Genomic DNA, 22,917 nt, shown 5'->3' on the forward strand with positions numbered 1-22,917 from the left:
CTGCAAGCAGCAGGCGCCGGTAGAGCGATGCCATGCGCCGGCGCAGCGCGGCATCGCTATCTTCCCCGCGGCTGCGAGCCGCCGCCCCGTGCTGCAGCAGCCCCTCGCGCCAGCGCTCCGCAGCCCGCTGCAGCTCGTCCCACAGCTGCGCGGCTTCGTGGGCGCTGGCCGGGCGCAGCGCAGCCGAGAACGCGGCGCCTTCGGCCTGCTCGCGCGAAAGTGCCCGCTCCGCAGCCTGCAGGGCTGCGGCCGCAGCAGCGCGGCGCGACCGCAGCGCATGCCGCTCCGCGCCGAATTCCTCCATGCGGCGGTCATAGCCTGCGAACGCCGCCGCATAACGGCGCGCCGCCTCGCGGTCCGCCGCCGCACCCGGGAACGCCGTAAGTTCATCGGCGCCCCAGCCGGGGGCGATGCTCCGCAGCAGCCGGGCAAGCTGCTCCTGCACTGAACGCAGCTCTCCTTCCAACCGCTGGCGTTCCAGACAGCGCTCTTCATAGCTGCCACGACGGCGGTCCAGGCTCTCAATCGCCTGACCTTGTACAGCAAGAAGTTCATCCGGGCGGCTTCTTTCAAGCTCAGCTTCAAACTCCGCTAGAATATGTTCTCCCCGCGTCACTTGCCCCTCAGCTTGCCGGATTTCACCCTCAAGGGCATTCCAGCGTGCAGCGGCATCTTCGGGAAATACATTTATAACCGGGAGATCAGACAACGTTAGCCGTGCCTCCTGCCACTTCAGCCAGACCTCACGGATGTCCAACGCCTTTCGAAGCTTAGTTAGCCGGATACCAGCCGTCTTACGACTTTCCTCCAGCAGCAACAATTGCTGCTCTGTCTGCTCCAGCGCGGCAGTATTCTCATTGTAACGGGGAAGCAGCAGGCGGCTCTCAGCAATTTGCCGCTCCAGCTTCTCCATGGTCTGTAAGAGTTTAGCCGCCTCCTGATTTTTACCCCGTGGTTTATAAAGCTTGTCGGCTTCAGCCTGTAAACGGCGCTCGGCGCGCATAATATCGCCGCCTCCGCCCATTCCCGCATGGAACAGATAGCTGCTCATTTCCTCGGACTGCAGCACAGCTAACTGCTGAAGCTCGTCCAGGGATACAGCAAATAATTGCCGGAACATACTGCGGGAAATACCTCCAAGCAAATTACGCTCCAGCTCGCTCTGTCCCAGCTCGTCCACGATGCCGCCCGGACGGGACACGGTCACAGTCAGCTTCTCACTTTTCCCCGATCCGGCTCCGCTTCCTGTATAGCGCTGTATACGCCAGTGACCACCTTCTCCGTCCCGGGCGGTTAGTACCCCGCCATGAGTACCGCCTTGCAATGGTTCATATCTTTCATTAAGATTACTCCGCGAAGGAATACCAAACAACATAGAACGCATGAACTGCAGTACAGTGCTCTTTCCTGCCTCATTGCGGCCATAGAGAAGAGTAACTCCGTCACCAAGCACAAGTTCCTTATCCCGGAGCCGGCCAAAGCCACCGATTTCCAGACGCTCAATTCTCATACGGCTTCGCCTCCTTCCTGAAATAGGACAGAATCTGCTGATTCCCCTAACTCTTCCTCTCCGCTGAGCAGGGACACGCCCATCTCCACTGCACGCTCCAGCCATGCCAGCTTCTGATCATCAGGAATGCCTGCCAGCAGAAGCCGCAGCTCCCGGTTCTCCATGAGCGGTGCCAGCGCGCTGCGGAGGAGCTGATCCCGCTCTTCCTTGCTCTCCATGTTACGGCTGGCGATACGAAGCATCTCTCCAAGGAAGCTGTCCTCCTGAAGCAGCCGCTCACGATCAATATCCAGTCCTGTCTCCACAGCAAAACCTTCCGTCCAGACGAGTCCCTGAACCTCACCACGTTCTGCCCGCAGCCCTTCCCGGCGCTGAAGCTCCTGTAGAAGATCGGCTGTAATCCCCTTCTCGGCAAGCAGTTTGTGAAGTGGACCCCGCCCTGTTAGGCGGAATCGTACAACCGAGGCCATGTGGGGGAGCTCCAGACGAATGCTCTCCACAGCCTGTTCTACCGCTTCAATCCACTCCATTTCCCCCGCTAGACCCTGAATAGAGATCTCTTGAATCTGCCAGCGGACGGCATCCAGCTCGTGAAAGGTAAGCGAGGCCGCCCCTTGCTCGTCCACATCTACCACATAACAGCCTTTGGCTCCGGTTTCTTTAACACTGCGTCCCTGAATATTTCCCGGATACACAATAAACGGCCTTTCATGCAACACATTACGGGTATGGATATGGCCCAGCGCCCAATAATCAAAATCCCTGTCCAACAGATCTTTGCGGCTGCATGGAGCATAAGTCTCATGCTGCAGATCACCGTCAACATTGCAGTGATGCAGCGCAATATGAAATAGGCTGCTGTCCTTTTTGCGCCGGAAGGTGACTGCCGTATTCCCCGTTACCTTTGCTGTAGGATAACTTAACCCTGAGATCACAGCGACCTCCTGACCGTCTTTGCGGCGAAAGGCTGAAGCATGTTCCGGAATACTGCTTCCGAACACCGTAACATGCTCAGGAAGCGGACTTGTAAGCCGCGGACCGTCCAGCGGATCATGGTTGCCATGAATCAGAAACACACCAATTCTATGGCGCCCCAGCTCCTCAAGCGCTTCCCGGAAGCGGAGCTGCCCCTGCAGCGAAGCATCCGTGACATCATAGACATCGCCGCTGATCACCACGAAATCAACCTCTTCGCGAATGGCGACGCCAACAAGCCGCCCGAGGGCGGCAAAGGTGGATTCACGCAATATGGATCTTACAGCAGAAGGAATGTGGGTTAGACCGGCGAACCGGCTGTCCAGATGCAGATCCGCCGCGTGCAAAAAACGGAAGTGCGTCATGCCATCATCCTTTCACACCGGGCTGATACTGCAGATAGACCTTCTTCAGCTCATTCGCTACCCGGGTCAGTGAATATTGGCTTTTCGCTTTATCCCAGGCGGAACGGGAAAGCTCATACCGGTACGAAGGATCTGAAATGACCTTCTCCAATGCATCTGCCAGCGCCGACTCGTCATCCGGATTGACCAGAAGCCCATTCACACCGTCCTCAATCTGCTCCGGAATCCCGCCGACATTGGTTCCCACTAGCGCCAGACAGCTCAGCGCGGCTTCTGCAAATACTGAACCAAACGCTTCCGCCCTTGAAGGCAGGACGAAGATATCAAAGAAAGGCATAAACTCTTCCGGATGCAGGGTATATCCATAGAATATAGTCTCATTATAGATCCCTAGCGACTGGGCCAGGCTCTCCAGATCCGTACGGGACGGACCATCCCCGATAATATGGAGCACATATTCATGACCGCGTTTTTTTAGTTCAGCGCACGCCTTGATTAAGGTGTCTATGCCCTTTGCCGGAACAAGGCGGGTGACGGTGACCAACTGAGGAACACTGTTATCATGTGGCACAGGCTTGAATCTTTTCTCATCAAATCCGTTTGGTATCACTCCAATACTAGATGGATCAGAGATGAACGGGATCAGATACTCCGCGAACGAATTGGATACCGTCATTAACCGGTCGCTGACAAGCTCAAGCTCGCGGTAGATCGACACCAGAAACTGGTGCTCCAGTCCATTTTCTTCAATAGCCCCGTTCAGAATCAACTCGCGCTCATAACTGGAGTGCAGCGTTTGAATCAACGGGATCTCCGGGAACACTTTTTTCATTGCAAGACCGGCAATGGGATGATGGGCATGGATCAAATCGTATTTTTTATTCATCCGAAGTCTCGTCCACCACAGATAATCCCGATAGGTCTGGATATATTTTTGAACCACAGGACTTTCTCCATACACGGTCCAATCAAAGGTTTCAAATACAATTTCATCATTACCTTTATTGCGGATTCGCTTGGGTAACCAGAACAGATCCATCTCCCAACGGCTGGAACGAAAGCGTTCCTGAAGATAAGGAATCATGGAAGAGACACCACCGGGCTGTTCCGGCGGGAAGAAGAGTGCTTGCAATAAATTCATGTCGTACATCCCCTTTTCGATTGCCCCGGGTTACGATATAGCCTGGCAATTATGATATAGTTGTGTATATGTACAAGATCAGGTGCTTCAGTTCCATACTTTAATTTTATCGGTATACACCTGAAACAGCAACATACAAAAGGAGAAATGAATGATGATAGAAGAACGGCTGCCCGCCGCTTACACCAAGGTCATGCACGAAATGCTGGGACAAGAGGCGGACGCTTTTCTAAACAGCTATACGGCCCCTAGAACACAGGGACTGCGTTTCAACACGTTAAAAAGTTCATTAGAAGACGGTGCCGACGCTGCAAAGAGAGCAACTTCGTTGTTCGGACTTACACCTGTGCCTTGGTGTCCCGAAGGTTATTATTACGAAGAACCGCTGCGGCCGGGCAAACACCCGTTTCATGCAGCCGGGCTATATTATATTCAGGAGCCTTCAGCAATGTCCGCAGCCGAGCTGCTGGCCCCTCAGCCAGGTGAGATCGTACTCGATCTGGCGGCAGCTCCCGGCGGAAAGACCACGCATATTGCTGCCTTAATGCAAGGTCAAGGCCTCCTAGTATCCAATGAGATCCACCCGGAGCGGGCTAAAATACTGGCTGAGAACGTAGAACGGCTGGGCATCCCGCATGCATTAGTGACAAGTGCCACACCGGGCGAGCTTGCGCAGCGATTCCCAGACACCTTTGACAAAATCATGCTGGACGCCCCCTGCTCCGGCGAAGGCATGTTCCGTAAAGATCCGGGCGCTATCGCTGAGTGGTCTCCTGAGCATGTGCTGATGTGCGCGGCGAGACAATGGGATATTCTGCAGGATGCTTACAAGATGCTGAAACCCGGCGGCACCATGGCCTATTCTACTTGCACCTTCAATCACAAAGAGAATGAGGATACTATCACCCGGTTTACGGATCAATATCCGGATATGCAGCTTCTGACCTCTAAACGGCTTTGGCCTCATCTGGAAAAAGGAGAAGGTCACTTTGTGGCACTACTTCGTAAAGATGTTCAGGAGGAACCTGTACGCGTAAAGACTAAACGCAGCTCCTCTGGGGGCAAAGGTAAAAACACATCACGAACCCATTCCGCCGCACAAGGTGCTTTCCAGCAGTTTGATGCATGGGCAGCAGCCGAGCTGCCTGGTTTTCCTTGCCGGGGTATTCCTCTCCTGTTCGGCGAGTCTCTGTATTTGCTGCCGGAAGCTTTTCATGACAACATGCATACCGGACTACTCGATGGCCTCCGTGTCCCCCGTGCCGGTCTGCACATAGCCCATCTGAAGAAGAACCGGATTGAACCGGCGCATGCACTGGCCATGGCGCTTCATGCGGACCAAGCCACACGCAGCTTCAGCTTAACGGCGGACGGTCCCGAAGTTCACGCTTGGCTGCGCGGAGAGAGCCTGCCGGTACCCGCGGACCTCCATGGCTGGACACTGGTTACTGTAGAAGGTCTGCCGCTCGGTTGGGGCAAGGCCAGCATGGGGCAGCTGAAGAACCATCTCCCTAAGGGACTGCGGATCATGTAGCCTTTTTCATATTCTTCATTAAAAAAGAGACCGGAAACACAGTCGGCTTAATCGCCGCTAATGTTTCCGGTCTCTCTTTTTATTTGCAGCTATTACCTGAGACTTAAGACAGGCAGTATTTAACCAGCGCATCGCGAACGCCATGTTCATTGTTAGTTCCGGTCACGGCATCGGCCGCAGCTTTCACTTCAACAGGGGAATTATCCATGGCGATCCCCATTCCGGCGTAGGTCAGCATCGAAATATCATTAAAATAATTGCCGATAGACAGCACCTCTTCTTGAGCAATACCGAGCTGTTTAGCGAGATTCTTCAACGCATTGCCTTTGGATGCCTCCGGGTGCATGAAATCGATAAAAAACTCACCGCTCCGGAGCATGTTATACTGCTGTGTCCATGTTCCCCACTCCCGCTGGGCTTCGTTCAAGATATCCGCCTGGGTGAATACCGTGAATTTAAGGATCGGCTCGCGGAAGTCTTCCCAGGCCGGCAAGGATGCAGGCATAATCCGGAAGTGCTCGTACATGTAATGAGCTTCCTTAGTCAGATTCTCCACATTGTCCACATACATGTCAAAAGCGGTACTCACATCAAAATGAATCGACCGCTCCCGGCAATAGGCAATATACGGATCCAGCCCGCGCGCGTCCATACCATACTGGTGCAGTACTTCACGGTCCTCAACACGCACCGTAGCTCCTCCATTATGTCCAAGCACATAGCCGCTCAGACCCAATTCTTCCATAAAAGGAATGGAGTTCTGCGGGCTGCGTCCTGTACATAATACGATTTGCCCGCCTTTCGCGGTAACCTCAGCAATAGCATCCTTGTTCTCGTCACTGAGGTGATGATCATCGTTCAGCAGTGTCCCGTCGACATCAAGGGCGATCAGCTTAAATTTCATGTTCCACACCATCCTTGTTTCTCTATTTATCTATTTCTCCGCTCCCAGCAAGCTTAATTCCTCAGAGGTCAGCTCCCGGTAGGAACCCAGGGGCAAGCTCTCATCAAGCTTCAGCTCTCCCATGGATACCCGCTTCAGGAAGGTAACCTTCTTGCCTACAGACTGGAACATCCTCTTAACCTGATGAAATTTGCCTTCCGTGATCACGAGTGAAGTGTAGGAGATTACTTTAGCTCCACGCTCTCTGCCCAGTATGGTTAGCTGTGCCGGTTGGGTAACGTAACCGTCTTCCAAGGTGACTCCAGCCGCAAAGGCTGCGATATCATCAGCATCAACTTCGCCTTCCACCGTTGCTTCATAGGTTTTGGGCACATGCTTCCGTGGTGACAGCAGCTCATGAGCGAGCTTGCCGTCATTGGTCAATAGGAGCAACCCTACCGTATCCTTGTCCAGACGTCCAACGGGAAAAGGTTCGAACCGGGCATATTCTTCTTTCAGCAAATCCACCACGGTGCGGTCCCTGCGGTCCTCCGTTGCAGACAAGACACCCGGTGGCTTGTTCATCATCAAATAAATATGCTCACGGTACAGCACAGGTACTCCGGCTACCTCAATCTTGTCCTTATACGGATCAACATGCGCACCGCTGTCCTTAACGATTGTACCATTGACAGTTACCGCCCCGGATTTCGCCTGTTTGCGGATATCGCTGCGTGACCCAAAGCCGGCATGGGCCAATACTTTGTCGAGTCGCTGCGTTTTGGCAGCATTGCCTGATGACTTCATGTTTATGTCCACCTCCAGCCTGCGGGATATTCGTTCTTAAGCATACCATCCTGCCATTTGCCCCAACCGGCGCTGTACCCGTCGATGCATACCAGAACGTAGCCCTTGTGCGGCATCCCCTGCCTCATCGTTAGACGCTCTTCAGGAATAGTTAATGTCTCACCTTTTAGATAGGATACAGCCTCACCGCTATCCGTAGATAACGACAAACTACGAAGACTTTCTCCGGATTGTAGTGCCGTAGCTAACGGGTGCCCGGGAACGAAACGGCCATTGCGCACCGAACCGACATACCAACCCGGACGGACGGTCTTTAGTCCGTTAAGCGCTTCTTTGGGAAGTGGTGAAATATATAAATGTTCTCCGAAAAAAACAGGATATCCAGATGGTTGAAACGTCAGATGTTCCTGAAGAAATTGCGAATAAGCAGAAAGGGCAGTTTCTTCGCCCGAATGCTGATCACTTTTTCCTTTGCCTGCAGCATTTTTACCACCGGATGAACGCCCACCTTTGCCGCCCGCCTGAGAATTCCGCGGTGATGACTTTGAGGATGACTGGTGTACACTTACCTCAGTTGCTCGGACAGGATGCTGCCAATTCTGCTCATCCGCTCTGCTCTGACGATTCGGTGCCACTTCAGCAGCAAGAGCAGTATCCACCTGTTCATGCCGCAGCACGGCAACGAAATGACCTTCCCCCTTGATCTTATGCGGCCAAAGGCGGGCCGTTCCATGCAGCTCACCATAGCCAGGGGCGAAGGAGCCTGTCCCGCCGACAGGCACAACAGAAAACTGCGGATGTCCAGAGAGAAACTCCGCGATTGTCCCTTCGTTCTCTTCTGGGGCAAAGGTGCAGGTCGAATAGACCAGCGTCCCGCCCGGCGCCAGCGCGTACGCTGCAGATTCAAGAATGTCACGCTGCATCGCGGCATATTTTGCCGGAGTCCCTGTGTCCCACTGCTTCACCATATCCTCGTCCTTACGGAACATTCCTTCTCCGGAGCATGGAGCATCGATGAGGATTTTATTAAAAAATCCTGGGAATGCTGCCGCAATCCGCTCTGGAGATTCGTTCAGAACGATCGCATTCCGAGCTCCGTACAACTCCAGATTCTTCGCCAGCGCTTTAGTGCGCTCAGGATGCAGATCGTTGCTCACCAGCAGACCCTGCCCTTGCAGCTTAGCTGCAATCTGCGTGGATTTCCCGCCTGGAGCCGCACACAAATCAAGTACGCGGTCACCCGGCTGAGCATCCAGGAGCTCTGCAGGTGCCATGGCGCTCGGCTCTTGAATGTAGTACAGTCCAGCGTGGTAATAAGGATGCTTCCCCGGTCTTGCACCTTCTGCGGTATAAAATCCAGTCTTACACCAAGGGATTGGTTCCACTTGAAATGGAACGATACGCTGCAGCTCCTCTGCCGAGATTTTGAGCGTATTGGCCCGTATACCGCCATAAGGAATTTCGTTATAGGTTTGTGCAAATTGTTCATATTCCGTACCCAGCAGCTCTTTCATTCTCTCGGTGAAAGAGTGCGGCAGTTGTGCAGCCATGTTGTGCCGTCCTCCTGGAATATATCCGTCCTCATATTTCAAGGAACACCCCTGCGGGTGTTCCTTTTATGGAAAGCGTATTTAATGAACGAGATAAATTCTATTTATATTTTGAAGCCTTTGATCTTTGCGGACCCCTGCGCTGAGGAATATTGGGCTTTATCTGGGATGACGCAGCCTCCACTTCCTGTGCCAGCACTTGATCTATAACCTGTAACGTTAAATCATAGTAAGCAAACGGCCGTTCTTCATAGTTATCCAGCCGGACGGAGTAATCCTGAAGCTCCGACACCAGCTTGGCGAGGTCAATACCCAGTGTCTGCGGGGGATATTTCTTCAGTCTGTCAGCCGCCCGTTTCATCAAGATGATACCGCCGCGAACATTCCCGTCCCGGAAATGGTACAGCCCCACAGCCGCTTGAAGAAGTCCTTTGTAGAGCGGGTCACGGTCACGGGCCAGCCATAACTTCTCCAGCACTTCATGACACTCAAAGTAATCGCGGTCACGGTTGAAATAGACCAGAAAAGCTACATAGAGCTCTTCATAATCATAAGCCATCCGGCTGACTGCCTTTCTTCGCATCAGAGAGCAGCCCTCTGACATGATCCAAAAGATCCTTCATGTCATCCATATCCTGAGTCTGCCAGATTTCATTGAAACGGTTCTGGCATTCAATTGCTTCATTCACCAGGTGGTAGAAATATAACTGGTGAATCGCCTTCAGCACCTGGGTCGTTGCATTCGAGTTCTCTTCGAATGTCTTCTGAGCCTCCAGAATCTCTTCGCGTATACTTGACATTTCACTGTCCAGGATTGACGCAGCTTCGGCAGCTGTCTTTAGACGTACCCGCATTTCATCCGGCAGGCTTTCCCGGTATTTATAATTGAGCGAATGCTCAATGGTTGCCCAGAAATTCATTGCTAGTGTGCGGATCTGGATCTCGGCAAGCACGATCTTCTGTCCCAGCGCCGTCTGCACAGGATATTTAATAATCATATGAAAGCTACGGTAACCGCTCTCTTTATAATTCGTAATATAATCTTTCTCATACAAGACCTCGAGATCCTTGCGTTCCCGGATATACTCAGCAACTCTGCGGATGTCCTCCACAAATTGGCACATAATGCGGATACCGGCCATATCTTCAATGCCTGTCTCCAGGTCTTCCATCTTCACATTCAACCGCTGCGCCTTCTCCAGTATACTGGACAAGCGTTTTACGCGTCCGGTTACGAATTCAATCGGAGTATATTCTTCCCTTTTTTTCAGCTCCGACCGCATGGTCTTGAATTTAACCTTAAGTTCCTCCACAGCCTGTTCATATGGTAGTAAAAATGTACCCCAGTCCCTACCGTCCATCGTTCTTGTCCTCCTGTCCTGTCACCTTCAATGATGATCCGCGCCCACCGCGTCCGATAAACGCCGGAATCCATCCCGCCGCAGCAGTTGCCTTAGTCCGGCATGAATTGCACGGTTGACCTCCGGCCCTTCGTAAATGAGGGCTGTATAGATTTCGACCAGACTCGCACCTGCTCGGATTTTGTCGTAAGCATCCTGGCTCGTAAAGATACCTCCGGAGCCAATAATCGGTAGCTTCCCGCCGGTCTGGCGGTAAATCTTGCTTATGATTTCCGTGGAACGGTCTTTGAGCGGTTTTCCGCTTAATCCACCGGTCTCCCCCGCACTTGCATGGGTTAAACCGTCCCGGTTCACGGTTGTATTCGTAGCAATGATACCATCCATTCCGGTTTCTGTCAGCGTATGTACCATAACCTCAAGCTCTGCATCACTGACATCCGGCGCTATCTTGACCAGTAGGCTCTTACGGATGCCGCTTTCCTTGTGCTGAAGCTCCATCTCCTCTTTCACTTGGCTCAGCAAGAACGATAATTCATTGCCATGCTGTAGACTGCGCAAATCAGGAGTATTCGGGGAACTGATATTCACCACAAAAAAATCACCGTACGGATATAGAGTACGGATACACTGGCGGTAATCCTCATGAGCCGCGTCATTAGCGGTTGTCTTATTCTTGCCGATATTAACAGCGATCGGAACGGGCCGCTTGACGATTTGTTTAAGCCGCTTCGCCATGCTCTCCGCACCTTCATTGTTAAAACCCATCCGGTTGATCAGAGCTTCATCGGAAGGAAGACGGAATAATCTCGGGCTTTCATTTCCCGGCTGACCCTTCGGTGTAACCGTACCTACTTCCATAAAACCAAATCCAATGGAAGAGAAGCCGGCAACCGCCTGTGCATTCTTATCCAATCCTGCTGCAAGTCCGACCGGGGTCTTAAAATGTTGTCCGAATACATCCATGGCAAGGTCCGGGGTCTCTGGGACTCCATACATCAACCGGAGCGCCGCACAGCCTCCCGGCATTAATGAGGCTTTCTCAAGTCCGCCAACGACGAGATGGTGCGCCTTCTCCGGGTCCATTTTAAAGAAAAAAGGTTTGGCAATCTTGCGATATAACACCGTTCTCGCTCCTTTAAGGGGTTCTCTGCTTAACCTTCTCCCCGATTCTGTTACTTTCGTATATAATTTTATCCTTTTCCTATCGAAAAGAAAAGTTCTTACCCTCAAAAGATGCTTCAGACACGTTTAGGTGAGTATAGTAATTTTCATGTAAACGCATTACAATGTAAGGGTAAGACCGATTAAGAGAGAAGGAAGGTAGAGCCGCATGTCAACCAAACGTAAACCACCTACATTGCAGCAGAAAAAAGAAGAGGTTAACCGCAAAGCTATTTTATGGATCGGGGCAAGCCTTGTATTACTCATTCTTCTTATCCTTGTTTTATTCATCGTAACAGGCAATTAATTCAACCAATGATATACTTTGCGGGGGTTGGTCTGTTTCTGGGCTACCGAAGGGCTAAACCGTTCCTTTGGCAGCAGCAGCTCTGCGGGCAGAACCCCTTTACTTATTTTCACTTTGGTGCCCATAGGCACCAGCGCGAACAGCTCCTCCACATCTGCCCGTTTCATCCGGATGCACCCCAGCGATTCATCTTTCCCGATACTATCCGGCTTATTCGTACCATGAATGGCATAATTCGTACCCGAAAGCTGCATGCCACGGCTGCCAAACTCTCCCTTGTCACTTCCATTAGGGTTCACGACTTTATCCGTAATCACAAAATCCCCCATTGGTGTTCTTCCTCCACCGAGGCCTACTTCATAATTCCGTATTAGAACCGAACCGCTCACTACCGCCAAGCGGTGTTTTTGTTTATCTACAATAATGGACATCGGTTCTGTCAAAAAGGGTGTCATCGCGAACCCTGCTGCCTGGGAGGCTGTAGCGTTTGATTGCCCTTGCCCTTTGTCCGGTATTTCCTGATTGGAGCCTGGTAATTCTCCTGCGGGTGAAATTTCTCCATTCGGCGCTGCTACCGCTTCTTTAAGCGGCTCGAAAGCTTGCTTGATGAACGGAGTCGTTCCAGCAAGCCAGTTCCCCGGAAATTGACCTGTCAGTTCCTTCAAAGTAGCCGGCATCCTACCTTTGCTGTTCCGGAAAGCCCTGATCGCACTCGACAGTGTGCCAAGTTCCTCCTGTTTATCCTGCCATTGCGCCGCCTTCTTAAGCAGCTTGCCCGCTTCCGGAGGTTGACAAGAGCATGCAGCAGCATTATAGGACTGGTATTCAACCCGTCCGTTCTCTGTCTTCTCCAGTGTATAATCCAAAGGCAGCCGCTCCTGCCAAAGCAGCCATTGCCCTGACCGCTTCATTCCGAGCACTGCCGTGAGAGGGGAAGACTCCTTCCCGCTCAGCAGAGTGGTTATTCCTTTGGCAGTTACCATCTCTTGCCCGGTTTCAGCCGCAGTGAATACAACTCCGCCAGCTGCAGAAGGAATTGTCCCTGCTGTAGACTTGCCAGGCTTTGTCACATCAGAAGCAGTTAGTGTATCCGATGATCGTTCACTCTCTTGTTCATTCATATAAATCCCCGGAGCAACTGCTGGAGGTATAATAATCATGAACAGCATAAATAAACCCAGCAACAGATATCGGATCTTCCGTCTGTTCTGGTCCCGCTGCCGGCCTGCCCAAACCAGTCCCTGCTCATACTCACGCAACAGCTCGGCGGGTACTTTGCTGTGCTCGAACGCCTCATATACGCCTCCTGCTTCATTGAAACAGTAATTCGCTTTACCTTCCTGACCGTTCTTATGATATTCCTTTCCAAGCAAGTACCATGCCATTTTATTCTCGGGATGTTTCTGTACATATTGTTTGAGGTACTGCGAGTCCTTCATCGGGACCTCCGTTTGTGTAATGTTTTTATTCTTTATATCGGCAATTCACCGGTTAAAAAAAAGACACCTCCAGCCGAATAAATTTCCGGCAAGTGAGATGTCTCTTTGCAAGTTCTTGTGCAGCAAGGGAATTAGCCTTCTTTGTTGAAAGGCACGTCCGCAATTTTAATAGAATCTGTCGGGCATCCATCAGCAGAATCCTGGAGATCATCGAACAAATCATCAGGAATAGCTGTTACGCCATGGTTTCCGTCATTCTCATAAATGACTTCCGCCAAACCTTCGTCATCATAATCAAAAATATCAGGGGCCGTCGCTCCACATGCACCGCAAGCAATGCAAGTATCTTTTTCGACCCAAGTATACTTAGCCATATTTATCTTTGCCTCCTGTAAACTTCCTACGCAACATTAGCAGCGTTTTATTTTTCTCATATTAATATAAATAGACTACAATTTCAATGGATATTCAACACGTTTGCATTTCTGACGCAATATGCGGCACCTTAAATAACATTGGGCAGAACATCTATGTCACTATTCAGATGAATCCACCTCAAGCAAATTATCTTTCTGAAGGGAAGTCCCTCTCTCCTTATGATTCCGCAAGAGTGCCGAGTGTGAATCACTGAGCATTCCGGCCGTCAGTACCGCATTCTCTCCAAACTTATTACGTAGCATGTCCATCGCCTTGTTCAAAGATTCCTTCTTGGGCTGACGCTCATAATCGAATAAATCAAGCTGGATGGCCGACTCTTCCTTCGGCTTTAGACCCTGAAGTGTGACTCCCAATAGCCGCACCGGCTTATCCCCTTTCCAATGACGGATAAAGAGGTTGCATGCTGCTTTATATATATCCTCCGCACTCTCAGAGATCGTCTCAAGCTGGCAGGAACGGGTGATGGTCTTCATGTCCGGTGTGCGGATGGTGAGCTGGATTCCAGAAGCCATTAATCCCTGGCGTCTCAGACGGCGGGCTACCTGATCACTAAGATTAAGCAGGATCGGACGCGCCTCTATAATCCCTGTTACATCTCGCGGCAGCGTGGTCGTGTGACCGATGGATTTGCTCTGCTCCCGCTCAGGGTTTACCTCAGAGTGATCCACACCATTCCCCGCACGTTTTAACCACGAGCCCAACACTCCGAAGTGCTCGATTAGCATTCCTTCATCCGCTGCTGCCAGCTGACCAATATTGTGAATGCCGATTTTCCGCAGCTTCTCTGCCGTTTTATCGCCGATTCCGAACATCTCATTACAGGGTTTATTCCAAAGTATGCTCGCAACATCACGCAGTCTCAGCACGGAGATCCCGTTTGGTTTTTTCAAATCGGACGCAATCTTGGCCAGAAGTTTATTAGGCGCAACACCAATGGAGCAGGGAAGCCCGAGTTCCTCCCGAATTCGGCGCTGAATCGCCTCCGCGATCTCAAGCGGGGTTCCGAACTGCTTGGAGCCCGTAATATCTAAATAACATTCATCGATAGAAACAGCCTCCAAGAGTGGGGTATAGCTGTATGCGATCTGCATGAATGCATTGGAATATTTGCGGTACAGGTTGAAATCCGGTTTAATCACAATCAATGAAGGACAAATTCGAAGCGCCTTCTGCACCTGCATTCCTGTTGAGATCCCCACTCTTCGTGCGGCGTAGGAACATGTGACAATAATTCCTTTTCGCAGCTCTACACTGCCGGCAACCGCAGTCGGCTTGCCCTTGTACTGTTCGGGCTCCTCCGCCTCATGCACAGAACAATAGAAGGCGTTCATGTCCACATGCAGAATAACTCTGCCGCTTGCCGGATAATACTGTTCAACATTATGCATAGGTATACACCTTCTTATCTCGCTTACCCTTATCCAATTAGGATACCCCTACTAACATGCCTAGGTCAACGGGCGAACATCCGCAAAGTTCTCTGTTACATTCCCGCGTAAAAATGCTATAATATAAAAATTCAAACTTTAGGAGGTCACTCATGTCTATGTCCATTTCCATCTTCGACACTACGCTGCGTGACGGCACCCAAGGCGAAGGTATTAGCCTGTCGGCCGATGACAAGCTGAAAATCGCCAAGAAACTCGATGATCTGGGTGTGCACTATATTGAAGGTGGCATCCCGGGAAGTAATAACAAAGACATTGAGTTCTTTAAAAGAGTAAAAGAGCTGCATTTGAACGCCAAGATCACGGCTTTCGGCAGCACACGGCGCAAAAATTCACTAGCTGAGAACGACGATAATCTGCAGCGGATGCTCAATGCAGGAGTACCGGCCGTCACACTAGTCGGCAAATCTTGGGACTTCCATGTCCACACCGCACTACAAACCACCTTAGAAGAGAATCTTGCTATGATCGGCGATTCTATCTCTTACCTGAAACGAAACGGGCTCGAGGTAATCTTTGATGCCGAGCATTTCTTCGACGGATACAAACATAATCCGGAGTATGCAGCCGCGGTTCTTGCGAAAGCGAAGGAATCCGGAGCGGATTGGCTGACGATGTGCGATACGAACGGCGGTACGCTTCCTTTTGAAATCCATGAGATTGTTACCGCAATGGGAATTCATCTCCCGGATGCTCGTCTTGGCATTCACACCCATAATGACTGCGAGCTGGCAGTAGCTAACACCCTGAGCGCAATCCAAGCCGGGGCCCGTCAAGTACAGGGTACGATCAACGGTTACGGCGAACGGTGTGGCAATGCTAACCTGTGCTCGATCATTCCAACACTGCAGCTTAAAATGGGACTTCAGTGTATCCCGGAGGGTGCACTGCCGCAACTTACCAATACCGCCCGTTTTATCAGCGAGGTTGCCAATGTGAATATGCCTGTGAACCAGCCATACGTCGGAACGGCGGCTTTCGCGCATAAAGGCGGAATTCACGTTTCAGCCATCCTCCGCGACTCACGAACCTACGAGCATATCGCTCCGGAGAAAGTCGGCAATAAGCAGCGGGTGCTGGTATCTGAATTGGCAGGTCAGAGCAACGTGCTATCCAAAGCACAAGACATGGGTCTCACACTGGATCCCAGCAGTGAACAGGCACGCAAGGTTATCGATAAGATCAAGTCGCTGGAGCATCAGGGTTATCAATTCGAAGGTGCAGACGCCTCGCTTGAGCTGCTTCTCCGTGAAGCAACTGGTGAGATGAACGAATTATTCACTTTCGAATCCTTTAAAATGCTCGTTGAAAAAACCTCAGGCCAACCGGTTGTTTCCGAAGCCTTCGTGAAGCTGAAGGTTGCCGGCGAAAGCCTGTATACCGCTGCAGAAGGCAATGGTCCAGTCAATGCACTGGATAATGCTCTGCGGAAAGCACTGCTTGCCTATTTCCCGCAACTCAAAGAAATGCATCTGTCTGACTATAAGGTGCGGGTTCTTGATGAGAAGGATCAGACAGCAGCCAAGGTGCGGGTATTGATCGAATCCAAGAATTATACTGATACCTGGAGTACCGTAGGTGTATCCGGCAACGTGATTGAAGCGAGCTGGGAAGCGTTGGTTGACAGTATGCGCTACGCCCTGCTGGGCCAGATCTCCTTGGAGAAGAGCAATATTGTCAGCACAGAACCCCGGGGTTTGGTAAATCACTAGAATAGATACAAAATCCCCATTAAGCAGTAAGTGCTTAATGGGGATTTCTACGTCAGAGAGCATTATGGCTTGGTCAGCCTTATGATCTTTTCTTCTAGTTCATCCTGCGTCATCAGACCGATGACAACCTCAGAGATTACTCCGTCCTTGCCGATCAATACATTTGTCGGAAAAGCGGCACCGTTATATTTAGCATACACATCACCTTTCAGATCAAACATTACCGGGAAATTCAGACTATACTTTTTGATGAAGCGTTCCGCATAAGGCTTGTAATCCTGACTGGTAACATTTACTCCATAGACATCAAGAACATCCTTGTATTTTGCTGCCAGGGCATTAAGCTCTGGGGCTTCCAGCTTGCAAGGATCACACCATGAAGCCCAGAAATTAAGCAATACGGCTTTGTCTCTTGGACCTCCGATAGAATAGCTTTCCGTTTCCCCTTGCAGTTTGAATGCAGGTGCAAGCGTACCTGCTTGCGGGCTGGTTTCAGCAGCGCTGCTAACCTGCCCGAGCACCGGGAGTGAATCAGAAGCTTTATCGTGCTCCCGCCATAACACTAATACGATTAGAAAGACCGTCACAGCGATTACCGCCAGGTTGCGTTTATTTACAGCCTTCATTATGGCTCTGTCCTTTGCAAATGGGATAGTACCTCCTATTGTACCCTCATTTGCAGGGGTTTCAAACCTGACTATATAAGACGAACAAAAAAAATAACAAAAAGCGATAAGGAACGGTGGGGAATTTTGGAACTGTAGGAGCGTAGCGTTCGCCTTTGTCTCCGGGATTTCAACCGCGAACTGCGGTATCAATCAAAGAAATCTGGAGACAACAGCGACCGGAAGTCCAAATATTCACCGTAGTGACGACTACGCTCACTTTAGTTTCTTATGTTCAATTTATATAGAACAAAAAAAGAGATTCCGCCCGAAGACGGAACCTAAAGAAGAGAGAGGGGTGAACCATGACAGCATTCCAGGGACAATTCCCGCCTATTGGGCTGAAGAATTCCGCACAACAGCTACTGGGGGAGCACCTGTTGTCCAGTTATCCGCGCGAAGCCTGCGGCATTCTGCTGGGCGCTGCCGCAGCGGGGGGCATGCGGATCGACACCTATGTGCCCATTCGCAACGTAGCGCCTGACCCGCTGCACGCGTTCATTCCTCATCCGGAGGATTGGGTGAAGACCGTATATCTCGAACCGGCTCCCATCGGCTTTTTCCATTCCCATCCGCATTCAAGTCCAGAGCCTTCTTTCTCGGATCTTGCGGGCCTTACGGCTCTGGGACCTGAATTTCTGGTCTATTTAATCGGTTCGCCAGGACAAGACAGCCAGCACCCTTCACTGAACGGATATTATATCGACCGCTTTAGAAACGTTCATGGTAAACTGGAATGCCGCCTTGTTCAAGCAGCCGTCTATGCTCTGCTCAAGTAGGCGTACAAATCACCAAGTGTCTCCACTTGACGGCGCTTGGCAATTTCGCGCAGATAGGAGACCCATAACTTCGCAGTCATTTTGGAATCTTCAAGTGCATTATGCCTGCCATATATCGGAATCCCGTGTACAGCAAGCAGCTCGTCGAGCGAATAATTACTCCGCTGCGGTTCCAACCACCGAGCTAACATCATCGTATCCAATACACGATTGGTCAATTGAACCTTGGAGGTCTTCCAAAGTGCCGCATTCAAAAAGGATTTATCATGGGCACTGGCATGGGCCACAAGCACATTCGACCCGACAAAGGACATGAAATTATGAAGGCAGTCCATTAAAGGCGGTGCGGTGCGGGTCATATCCTCCGAGATTCCGGTTAACTCCGTAATATTGGACGGAATATTGGTCTGACAGTTAACCAAAGTATAAAAGTATTCCTCTTCCTTAATTTCCTCTCCGACTACTTTCACTGCTCCAAAGGATATAATCTCATCTCCATGCTGATGCGAAAATCCAGTTGTCTCCAGATCAAATATAATCGTCGTTAACTCCGACAGCGGTGTGTGCAGCACTTCAGGTCTACGCTTCTCGCGCATCAGGGAACGGATAAAAGCCATCTGCTGCGCGGTTTGCTGCGCACTGTCTCCGCCTCTGATTGAAGCCAGAGCGGATGGCATACCGCCCTGTCTCAGGTTGTTCCAGAATCCTCCGCCTTTGTTTGGCTCCTTCATGATTGTCTCCTTTCCGCTGACCGGAGCTGACGCTGCAGAGCCCGATGAATACGCCTGACGAGCAGCAGACTTTCACGCAGCTCAGACAGCTGTTGCTTATTCTTCAGTTCACTTTCGGGTACATAATCACTGCTGTACAATAAACCGTCCTGGCTGGTAAATGGAGTACTTACCCTCATTTTCAGAGCTGTTAAAAAAGCTTTACGAACCCCCTCCAGCTGCTTGTATATCCCCAGCGACTCGAGAGCTTCTAATCTTCTTAATGTCGACGTCTCGCCGATGCCCTGCTCCAGTGATAAATGACGAACACAATTCACTAATGGAATATAGACTCCGTATTTAATGTCAAATCCCCCAGCATGATCTCCAAAGCGTTCAGTCAGTACCTGCCCCAGCAGATTGAGTGTTGCTTTATGCCGGACTGTATTCCGCAGGACAGCTAAGCTCAGTTTGGAATTACCGGCGAATCCGGCATGAAAGGCTCTGCGCCACTGCAAAGAAAGCTCCGGACTTCCAGCCACATGCCTCATATCCGAGGAAATAATAAGATATCGAATAGGTTCCCACTCGAGCTGGGTTCTCCAACTGATTAACTGTTCCTCCCATTCACCGAGCGTTTTACGCCACAATGGTTCGGAGCACATAACCTTGCCTTCGCATTTCTCATAACCAACCTCAGCAAGCAGATCAGACAGCATGTAACCGAACTGTTCAAAATACCGGGTCTTGAACTCATCCGGCTCCCCTTCGATTATCAGACCGTTATCCTGATCACTCCACATGGTCGCTTCCTGCCTGCCCGCACTTCCGAACACAATAAATGAATAAGCACATGGAGGCGGGCCGAAGCCCGCCTCCTTCATATGTGCTTCACATATTTGTACCGCAGTCTGAGCGACTCTATCGTGCATCCCATTCACACGGAACATCCACTCTTCTATGGGAAGATGAGACAGCTGTTCCAGCAACTTATTTTGACAGATGATACGACTTCGTCTTAACTCCTGCGGCGAACCGGCGCTTACGATGGACATATAGTCCTTATCGTTGCTCCATTCGTTTGTCTCCATCGATGTCACACGGTCCGCCTCCCTATAAGTGAAGTAAAATTAATGTTTAAGGGTTTTGGATTCTGAATCAGCAATCAGCTTCATTTGCTCAGGGTATCCGTAAGTTCCATGTTCGCTGATATCCAGCCCCATCAATTCTTCCTCTTCTGTAACGCGGATGCCGATTGCCAGCTTCATTACGTACAAGATGATGAAGGAAAGAGCAGCTACGAATACGAAGGTTCCGGCTACACCCAGCGCCTGAACTCCAAGTTGGCTGATACCGCCGCCGTAGAACAGACCTGCTTTACCAATACCAACGGTCTCAACAAGCTCAGGTGTTGCGAACAGACCAGTGGACAATGCTCCCCACATCCCGGCGATACCATGCACGGAGAATGCGTAGATTGGATCATCCAGACCTGCACGTTCCAACCATTGGGAGGTCATGAATGTGAATGCTCCGGCTACAAGACCAATAACGATGGCTGCCCAAGGTTCTACGAATGCGCAGGCGCCAGTGATGGCAACGAGAGCTGCAAGAACACCATTAAGCATTGCCGGAATATCAGACTTGCCGAAGTACAACCAAGAAGCGATCAATGCTGCCAGACCACCTGCAGCTGCTGCAAGGTTCGTTGTCAGAGCAACGTGTCCGAAGAAGCCGCCCATTGGGGACAGTGCACTACCAGGGTTGAATCCGAACCAGCCGAACCAGAGAATGATGACACCGAGTACAGTGAATACTTGGTTGTGACCTGGAATAATAACCGGCTTGCCTTCCTTGTTGAACTTACCTAGACGAGGTTTAAGCAGGATCGTCGCAACAACCGCTGCCGTCGCACCTGTAAGATGGACTACAGTGGAGCCTGCATAGTCTTGCATTCCGAGCTCAGCCAACCAGCCGCCGCCCCATACCCAGTGAGCTACGACAGGATATATGACAATAGAGAATAAAATTCCGAAGATAATGTATACACTAAGCTTCGCACGTTCTGCCATACCACCAGATACGATAGCCAAGGATACCGCTGCGAAAGCCATTTGGAACAAGAACTTAACATTCAATGTCACATCTGAGAAGGCTAGTGATTCGAAAGATGAACCAGTTGTGTCTCCGCCATACAGAAAGCCTGTTGTGCCGAAGAAACTATTACCGTTACCAAAGCCAAGTCCGAAACCCAGTGCCCAGAAACACAAACTCGCGATTGCCAGCGTCAAAACTGTTTTACCGGCTACGTGGCCTGCATTTTTCATCCGGACTGAACCGGCTTCAAGCATTGCAAATCCTGCTTGCATAAAGAATACGAGAATGAATGCGAGGAAAGTGAACGTCGTATCCAACCCGATTTGTAGATCAGGTGCCGTCGGCCCCTCTGCAGCAAATGCGCTAACCGGATATGCCATCAGTGTGAACATGGCCAATAACATGACAAACCATTTCTTTTTCAATACTCCCCACTCCCCTATGTTATATTTTCTAACAAAGCGTGAAACTCTTAATGTCATTATAATCAGAAGTCAGGGAAATTGACAAGAGTATTTTTCGTAAAGCCTCAATTAATTTTTCATTGCACACGAATTCTCCACATTTTAGATAGACACTGGATCATTATTCACAACCATGCATTCGGGTTCAATTAAATCACTGTAAACTGCATTCTAAATGCATTTAAATTACAAGTAATGAATATAAGGCTGCAGACATATACTTTATGAAAGTAAGACGTTTGACTGTACGGTTTTGGGTTTGTTATCATTATATATAGAAGACACATTAATGAGGTGAAGTAACATGGGGATATGAACCTGTACCGGATCGGCGAGTTAGCCAAGATATCTAACATCAGCGAACGTACGGTTGACTATTACACCAGACTCGGATTGATAACCCCCGAACTGCGCAGTGGGAAGAATTACCGCTTGTATGGCCATGAAACCCTCGCTGCCCTGGAACGTATTAATCAATTGAAACATGAAAAATATACATTGGAAGAAATCAAGGTCCTGATGTGCAAATGGAATGACGCCGCCCCGGAAGCCGAAGTCTCCGGGAAGCTGGTGGAGCTGGAGGTTCATATGCAGCAGTTGGAGCGTGAAGTTAAAGCGCTGGAGCCTTTTATAAACCGACTAAAGCCGGGACAGGCCCGAAGCGCATTAGCTACTCTGCTTCCCCAGGGAGCTGCCTGCATCGAAGCTATCCGCCTCCTGCTCTCGCAAGGACCCCCAATGTAAGCTACACCTATTAATTACTACACTCGGAGGAATGCAAATATGTTTATGTATTTATTAGTCATTATCGCCTTTATTTTTTCACTATGGGCGCAGTTTAGAGTCAAGGGCACTTTTAATAAATGGGCAAAGGTTAAAAACGCCAACGGATTAACCGGATTTGAAGCTGCCCGGCATATGCTTGATTCAAACGGTCTCGCACATATACCGATTGAACCCGTTCGCGGAGCTCTTACCGACCATTACGATCCGATCCATAAGGTAGTACGTCTGTCGGAACCTGTCTATTATGAAAGATCCATATCAGCCGTATCTGTCGCATGCCACGAAGTCGGGCATGCCATTCAGCATAAGGTTCATTACCCAATGCTGGCATTGCGGCATAGAATCTTTCCTTTCGTCAATTTCGCTTCGGGTGTTGCACCTTTTATGCTTGTCGCAGGCTTCATATTTAATTACACGAACCTAATTGGTCTAGGCATCGTATTCTTCTCCGCAGCAGTCCTGTTCCAACTCGTTACTCTGCCTGTGGAGTTCAATGCCAGTAACCGGGCGCGGGAAGTCATGGTGTCGCAAGGATATATCCGTAATGAAGAAGAACGCGGTGTAGCCAAAGTCCTAAATGCTGCAGCGTTGACGTATGTTGCTGCCGCTCTCGTCTCCCTGCTTGAGCTGCTGCGCCTAATCACTGTATTCAACAACAGCCGTGACTAATCTCAATCAAACAGAAACCCCGGTAGGCTAAGTGGTCAAGACCCCATTTAGTAGACATTGAAAAAAAACCTAGGATACAAGCTGATTCCTGTACTCAACAGGAGTCAGCTTGTTTA

Annotated in this window: 22 protein-coding genes; 6 read left to right on the forward strand and 16 right to left on the reverse strand. The window is 50.4% G+C overall.

Features of this window, described 5'->3' with window-relative positions:
• From ACAN55_RS23720 to ACAN55_RS23730, 3 genes are all read right to left on the reverse strand, one after another.
• Nucleotides 1-1,510: AAA family ATPase (locus ACAN55_RS23720; protein ID WP_379138947.1), on the reverse strand; the 1,510-nt coding region annotated here is incomplete at its 3' end.
• Nucleotides 1,507-2,850 (reverse strand): metallophosphoesterase family protein, encoded by a 1,344-nt coding sequence (locus tag ACAN55_RS23725; RefSeq protein ID WP_379138950.1) that lies wholly within the window; start codon nt 2,848-2,850, stop codon nt 1,507-1,509. The genes ACAN55_RS23725 and ACAN55_RS23720, both read right to left, overlap by 4 nt.
• 4 nt (nt 2,851-2,854) lie before the next feature.
• A complete protein-coding gene (locus ACAN55_RS23730) occupies nt 2,855-3,991 on the reverse strand; it encodes a glycosyltransferase family 4 protein (RefSeq protein WP_379138953.1) in 1,137 nt (378 codons plus the stop codon).
• A gap of 154 nt (nt 3,992-4,145) precedes the next feature.
• Here ACAN55_RS23730 and ACAN55_RS23735 point away from each other — a divergent pair, with 154 nt between their 5' ends.
• Nucleotides 4,146-5,525, forward strand: a complete 1,380-nt coding sequence (locus tag ACAN55_RS23735) for an RsmB/NOP family class I SAM-dependent RNA methyltransferase (RefSeq protein ID WP_379138957.1) — start codon at nt 4,146-4,148, stop codon at nt 5,523-5,525.
• Between the two features lie 103 nt (nt 5,526-5,628).
• Here the strand turns inward: ACAN55_RS23735 and ACAN55_RS23740 are convergent, their stop codons facing one another.
• From ACAN55_RS23740 to ACAN55_RS23765, 6 genes are all read right to left on the reverse strand, one after another.
• Nucleotides 5,629-6,429 carry an HAD family hydrolase gene (locus ACAN55_RS23740; protein ID WP_379138960.1) on the reverse strand — a complete coding sequence of 267 codons (801 nt, stop codon included), beginning with the start codon at nt 6,427-6,429 and terminating at the stop codon, nt 5,629-5,631.
• Between the two features lie 30 nt (nt 6,430-6,459).
• Nucleotides 6,460-7,215 (reverse strand): pseudouridine synthase, encoded by a 756-nt coding sequence (locus tag ACAN55_RS23745; RefSeq protein WP_379138963.1) that lies wholly within the window; start codon nt 7,213-7,215, stop codon nt 6,460-6,462.
• Nucleotides 7,216-7,217: 2 nt separating this feature from the next.
• The gene (locus ACAN55_RS23750) at nt 7,218-8,765 is read right to left on the reverse strand and encodes an RsmB/NOP family class I SAM-dependent RNA methyltransferase (RefSeq protein WP_379138966.1); all 1,548 of its coding nucleotides are present in this window, start codon (nt 8,763-8,765) and stop codon (nt 7,218-7,220) included.
• Between the two features lie 100 nt (nt 8,766-8,865).
• On the reverse strand, nt 8,866-9,324 hold the full coding sequence (locus tag ACAN55_RS23755; protein WP_379138969.1) for a DUF309 domain-containing protein: 459 nt from the start codon (nt 9,322-9,324) through the stop codon (nt 8,866-8,868).
• Entirely contained in the window at nt 9,314-10,126 is an 813-nt protein-coding gene (gene yjbM / locus ACAN55_RS23760) for a GTP diphosphokinase (RefSeq protein ID WP_379138972.1), read from the reverse strand. Before yjbM ends, ACAN55_RS23755 begins: the two co-directional genes overlap by 11 nt.
• A gap of 27 nt (nt 10,127-10,153) precedes the next feature.
• Nucleotides 10,154-11,248 carry a quinone-dependent dihydroorotate dehydrogenase gene (locus ACAN55_RS23765; protein WP_379138975.1) on the reverse strand — a complete coding sequence of 365 codons (1,095 nt, stop codon included), beginning with the start codon at nt 11,246-11,248 and terminating at the stop codon, nt 10,154-10,156.
• A gap of 208 nt (nt 11,249-11,456) precedes the next feature.
• On the opposite strand from ACAN55_RS23765, the gene ACAN55_RS23770 reads away from it, so the two are divergent.
• Nucleotides 11,457-11,594: a hypothetical protein gene (locus ACAN55_RS23770; protein ID WP_379138978.1), complete on the forward strand. Its 138-nt coding sequence runs from the start codon at nt 11,457-11,459 to the stop codon at nt 11,592-11,594.
• On the opposite strand, the gene ACAN55_RS23775 is transcribed toward ACAN55_RS23770, so the two are convergent.
• From ACAN55_RS23775 to ACAN55_RS23785, 3 genes are all read right to left on the reverse strand, one after another.
• Nucleotides 11,591-13,033 (reverse strand): L,D-transpeptidase, encoded by a 1,443-nt coding sequence (locus ACAN55_RS23775; RefSeq protein WP_379138981.1) that lies wholly within the window; start codon nt 13,031-13,033, stop codon nt 11,591-11,593. The genes ACAN55_RS23770 and ACAN55_RS23775 overlap by 4 nt on opposite strands.
• A 131-nt stretch (nt 13,034-13,164) precedes the next feature.
• The gene (locus ACAN55_RS23780; protein ID WP_074086114.1) at nt 13,165-13,407 is read right to left on the reverse strand and encodes a ferredoxin; all 243 of its coding nucleotides are present in this window, start codon (nt 13,405-13,407) and stop codon (nt 13,165-13,167) included.
• Between the two features lie 162 nt (nt 13,408-13,569).
• Nucleotides 13,570-14,859 (reverse strand): DNA polymerase IV, encoded by a 1,290-nt coding sequence (locus ACAN55_RS23785; protein WP_379138985.1) that lies wholly within the window; start codon nt 14,857-14,859, stop codon nt 13,570-13,572.
• Between the two features lie 152 nt (nt 14,860-15,011).
• Here ACAN55_RS23785 and cimA point away from each other — a divergent pair, with 152 nt between their 5' ends.
• Nucleotides 15,012-16,631: a citramalate synthase gene (gene cimA / locus ACAN55_RS23790; RefSeq protein WP_379138988.1), complete on the forward strand. Its 1,620-nt coding sequence runs from the start codon at nt 15,012-15,014 to the stop codon at nt 16,629-16,631.
• 62 nt (nt 16,632-16,693) lie between these two features.
• Here cimA and ACAN55_RS23795 read toward each other — a convergent pair whose 3' ends face one another.
• Nucleotides 16,694-17,257, reverse strand: a complete 564-nt coding sequence (locus ACAN55_RS23795; protein ID WP_379138990.1) for a TlpA family protein disulfide reductase — start codon at nt 17,255-17,257, stop codon at nt 16,694-16,696.
• A 344-nt stretch (nt 17,258-17,601) separates the two neighbouring features.
• Here ACAN55_RS23795 and ACAN55_RS23800 point away from each other — a divergent pair, with 344 nt between their 5' ends.
• Nucleotides 17,602-18,075 carry a M67 family metallopeptidase gene (locus ACAN55_RS23800; protein ID WP_379138993.1) on the forward strand — a complete coding sequence of 158 codons (474 nt, stop codon included), beginning with the start codon at nt 17,602-17,604 and terminating at the stop codon, nt 18,073-18,075.
• Here the strand turns inward: ACAN55_RS23800 and ACAN55_RS23805 are convergent.
• Genes ACAN55_RS23805 through ACAN55_RS23815 form a run of 3 tightly spaced genes read right to left on the reverse strand, consistent with a single transcriptional unit; the run spans nt 18,057 to nt 21,307 of the window.
• Nucleotides 18,057-18,806, reverse strand: coding sequence for an exonuclease domain-containing protein (locus tag ACAN55_RS23805; RefSeq protein ID WP_379138996.1), 750 nt, complete (start codon nt 18,804-18,806; stop codon nt 18,057-18,059). The two genes, ACAN55_RS23800 and ACAN55_RS23805, sit on opposite strands and share 19 nt — an antisense overlap.
• Nucleotides 18,803-19,876: a DUF294 nucleotidyltransferase-like domain-containing protein gene (locus ACAN55_RS23810; RefSeq protein WP_379139007.1), complete on the reverse strand. Its 1,074-nt coding sequence runs from the start codon at nt 19,874-19,876 to the stop codon at nt 18,803-18,805. Before ACAN55_RS23810 ends, ACAN55_RS23805 begins: the two co-directional genes overlap by 4 nt.
• Before the next feature lie 39 nt (nt 19,877-19,915).
• Nucleotides 19,916-21,307, reverse strand: coding sequence for an ammonium transporter (locus ACAN55_RS23815; RefSeq protein WP_379138998.1), 1,392 nt, complete (start codon nt 21,305-21,307; stop codon nt 19,916-19,918).
• A 351-nt stretch (nt 21,308-21,658) separates the two neighbouring features.
• Between ACAN55_RS23815 and ACAN55_RS23820 the strand changes: the two genes are divergently transcribed.
• Both ACAN55_RS23820 and ACAN55_RS23825 read left to right on the forward strand, forming a co-directional pair.
• Nucleotides 21,659-22,090 carry a MerR family transcriptional regulator gene (locus tag ACAN55_RS23820; protein ID WP_379139001.1) on the forward strand — a complete coding sequence of 144 codons (432 nt, stop codon included), beginning with the start codon at nt 21,659-21,661 and terminating at the stop codon, nt 22,088-22,090.
• A 39-nt stretch (nt 22,091-22,129) separates the two neighbouring features.
• Nucleotides 22,130-22,801 carry a zinc metallopeptidase gene (locus tag ACAN55_RS23825; protein WP_379139004.1) on the forward strand — a complete coding sequence of 224 codons (672 nt, stop codon included), beginning with the start codon at nt 22,130-22,132 and terminating at the stop codon, nt 22,799-22,801.
• Nucleotides 22,802-22,917: the final 116 nt, after the last annotated feature.

It is taken from the genome of Paenibacillus oryziterrae (assembly GCF_042610485.1).
Classification (GTDB): Bacteria; Bacillota; Bacilli; order Paenibacillales; family Paenibacillaceae; genus Paenibacillus_AQ.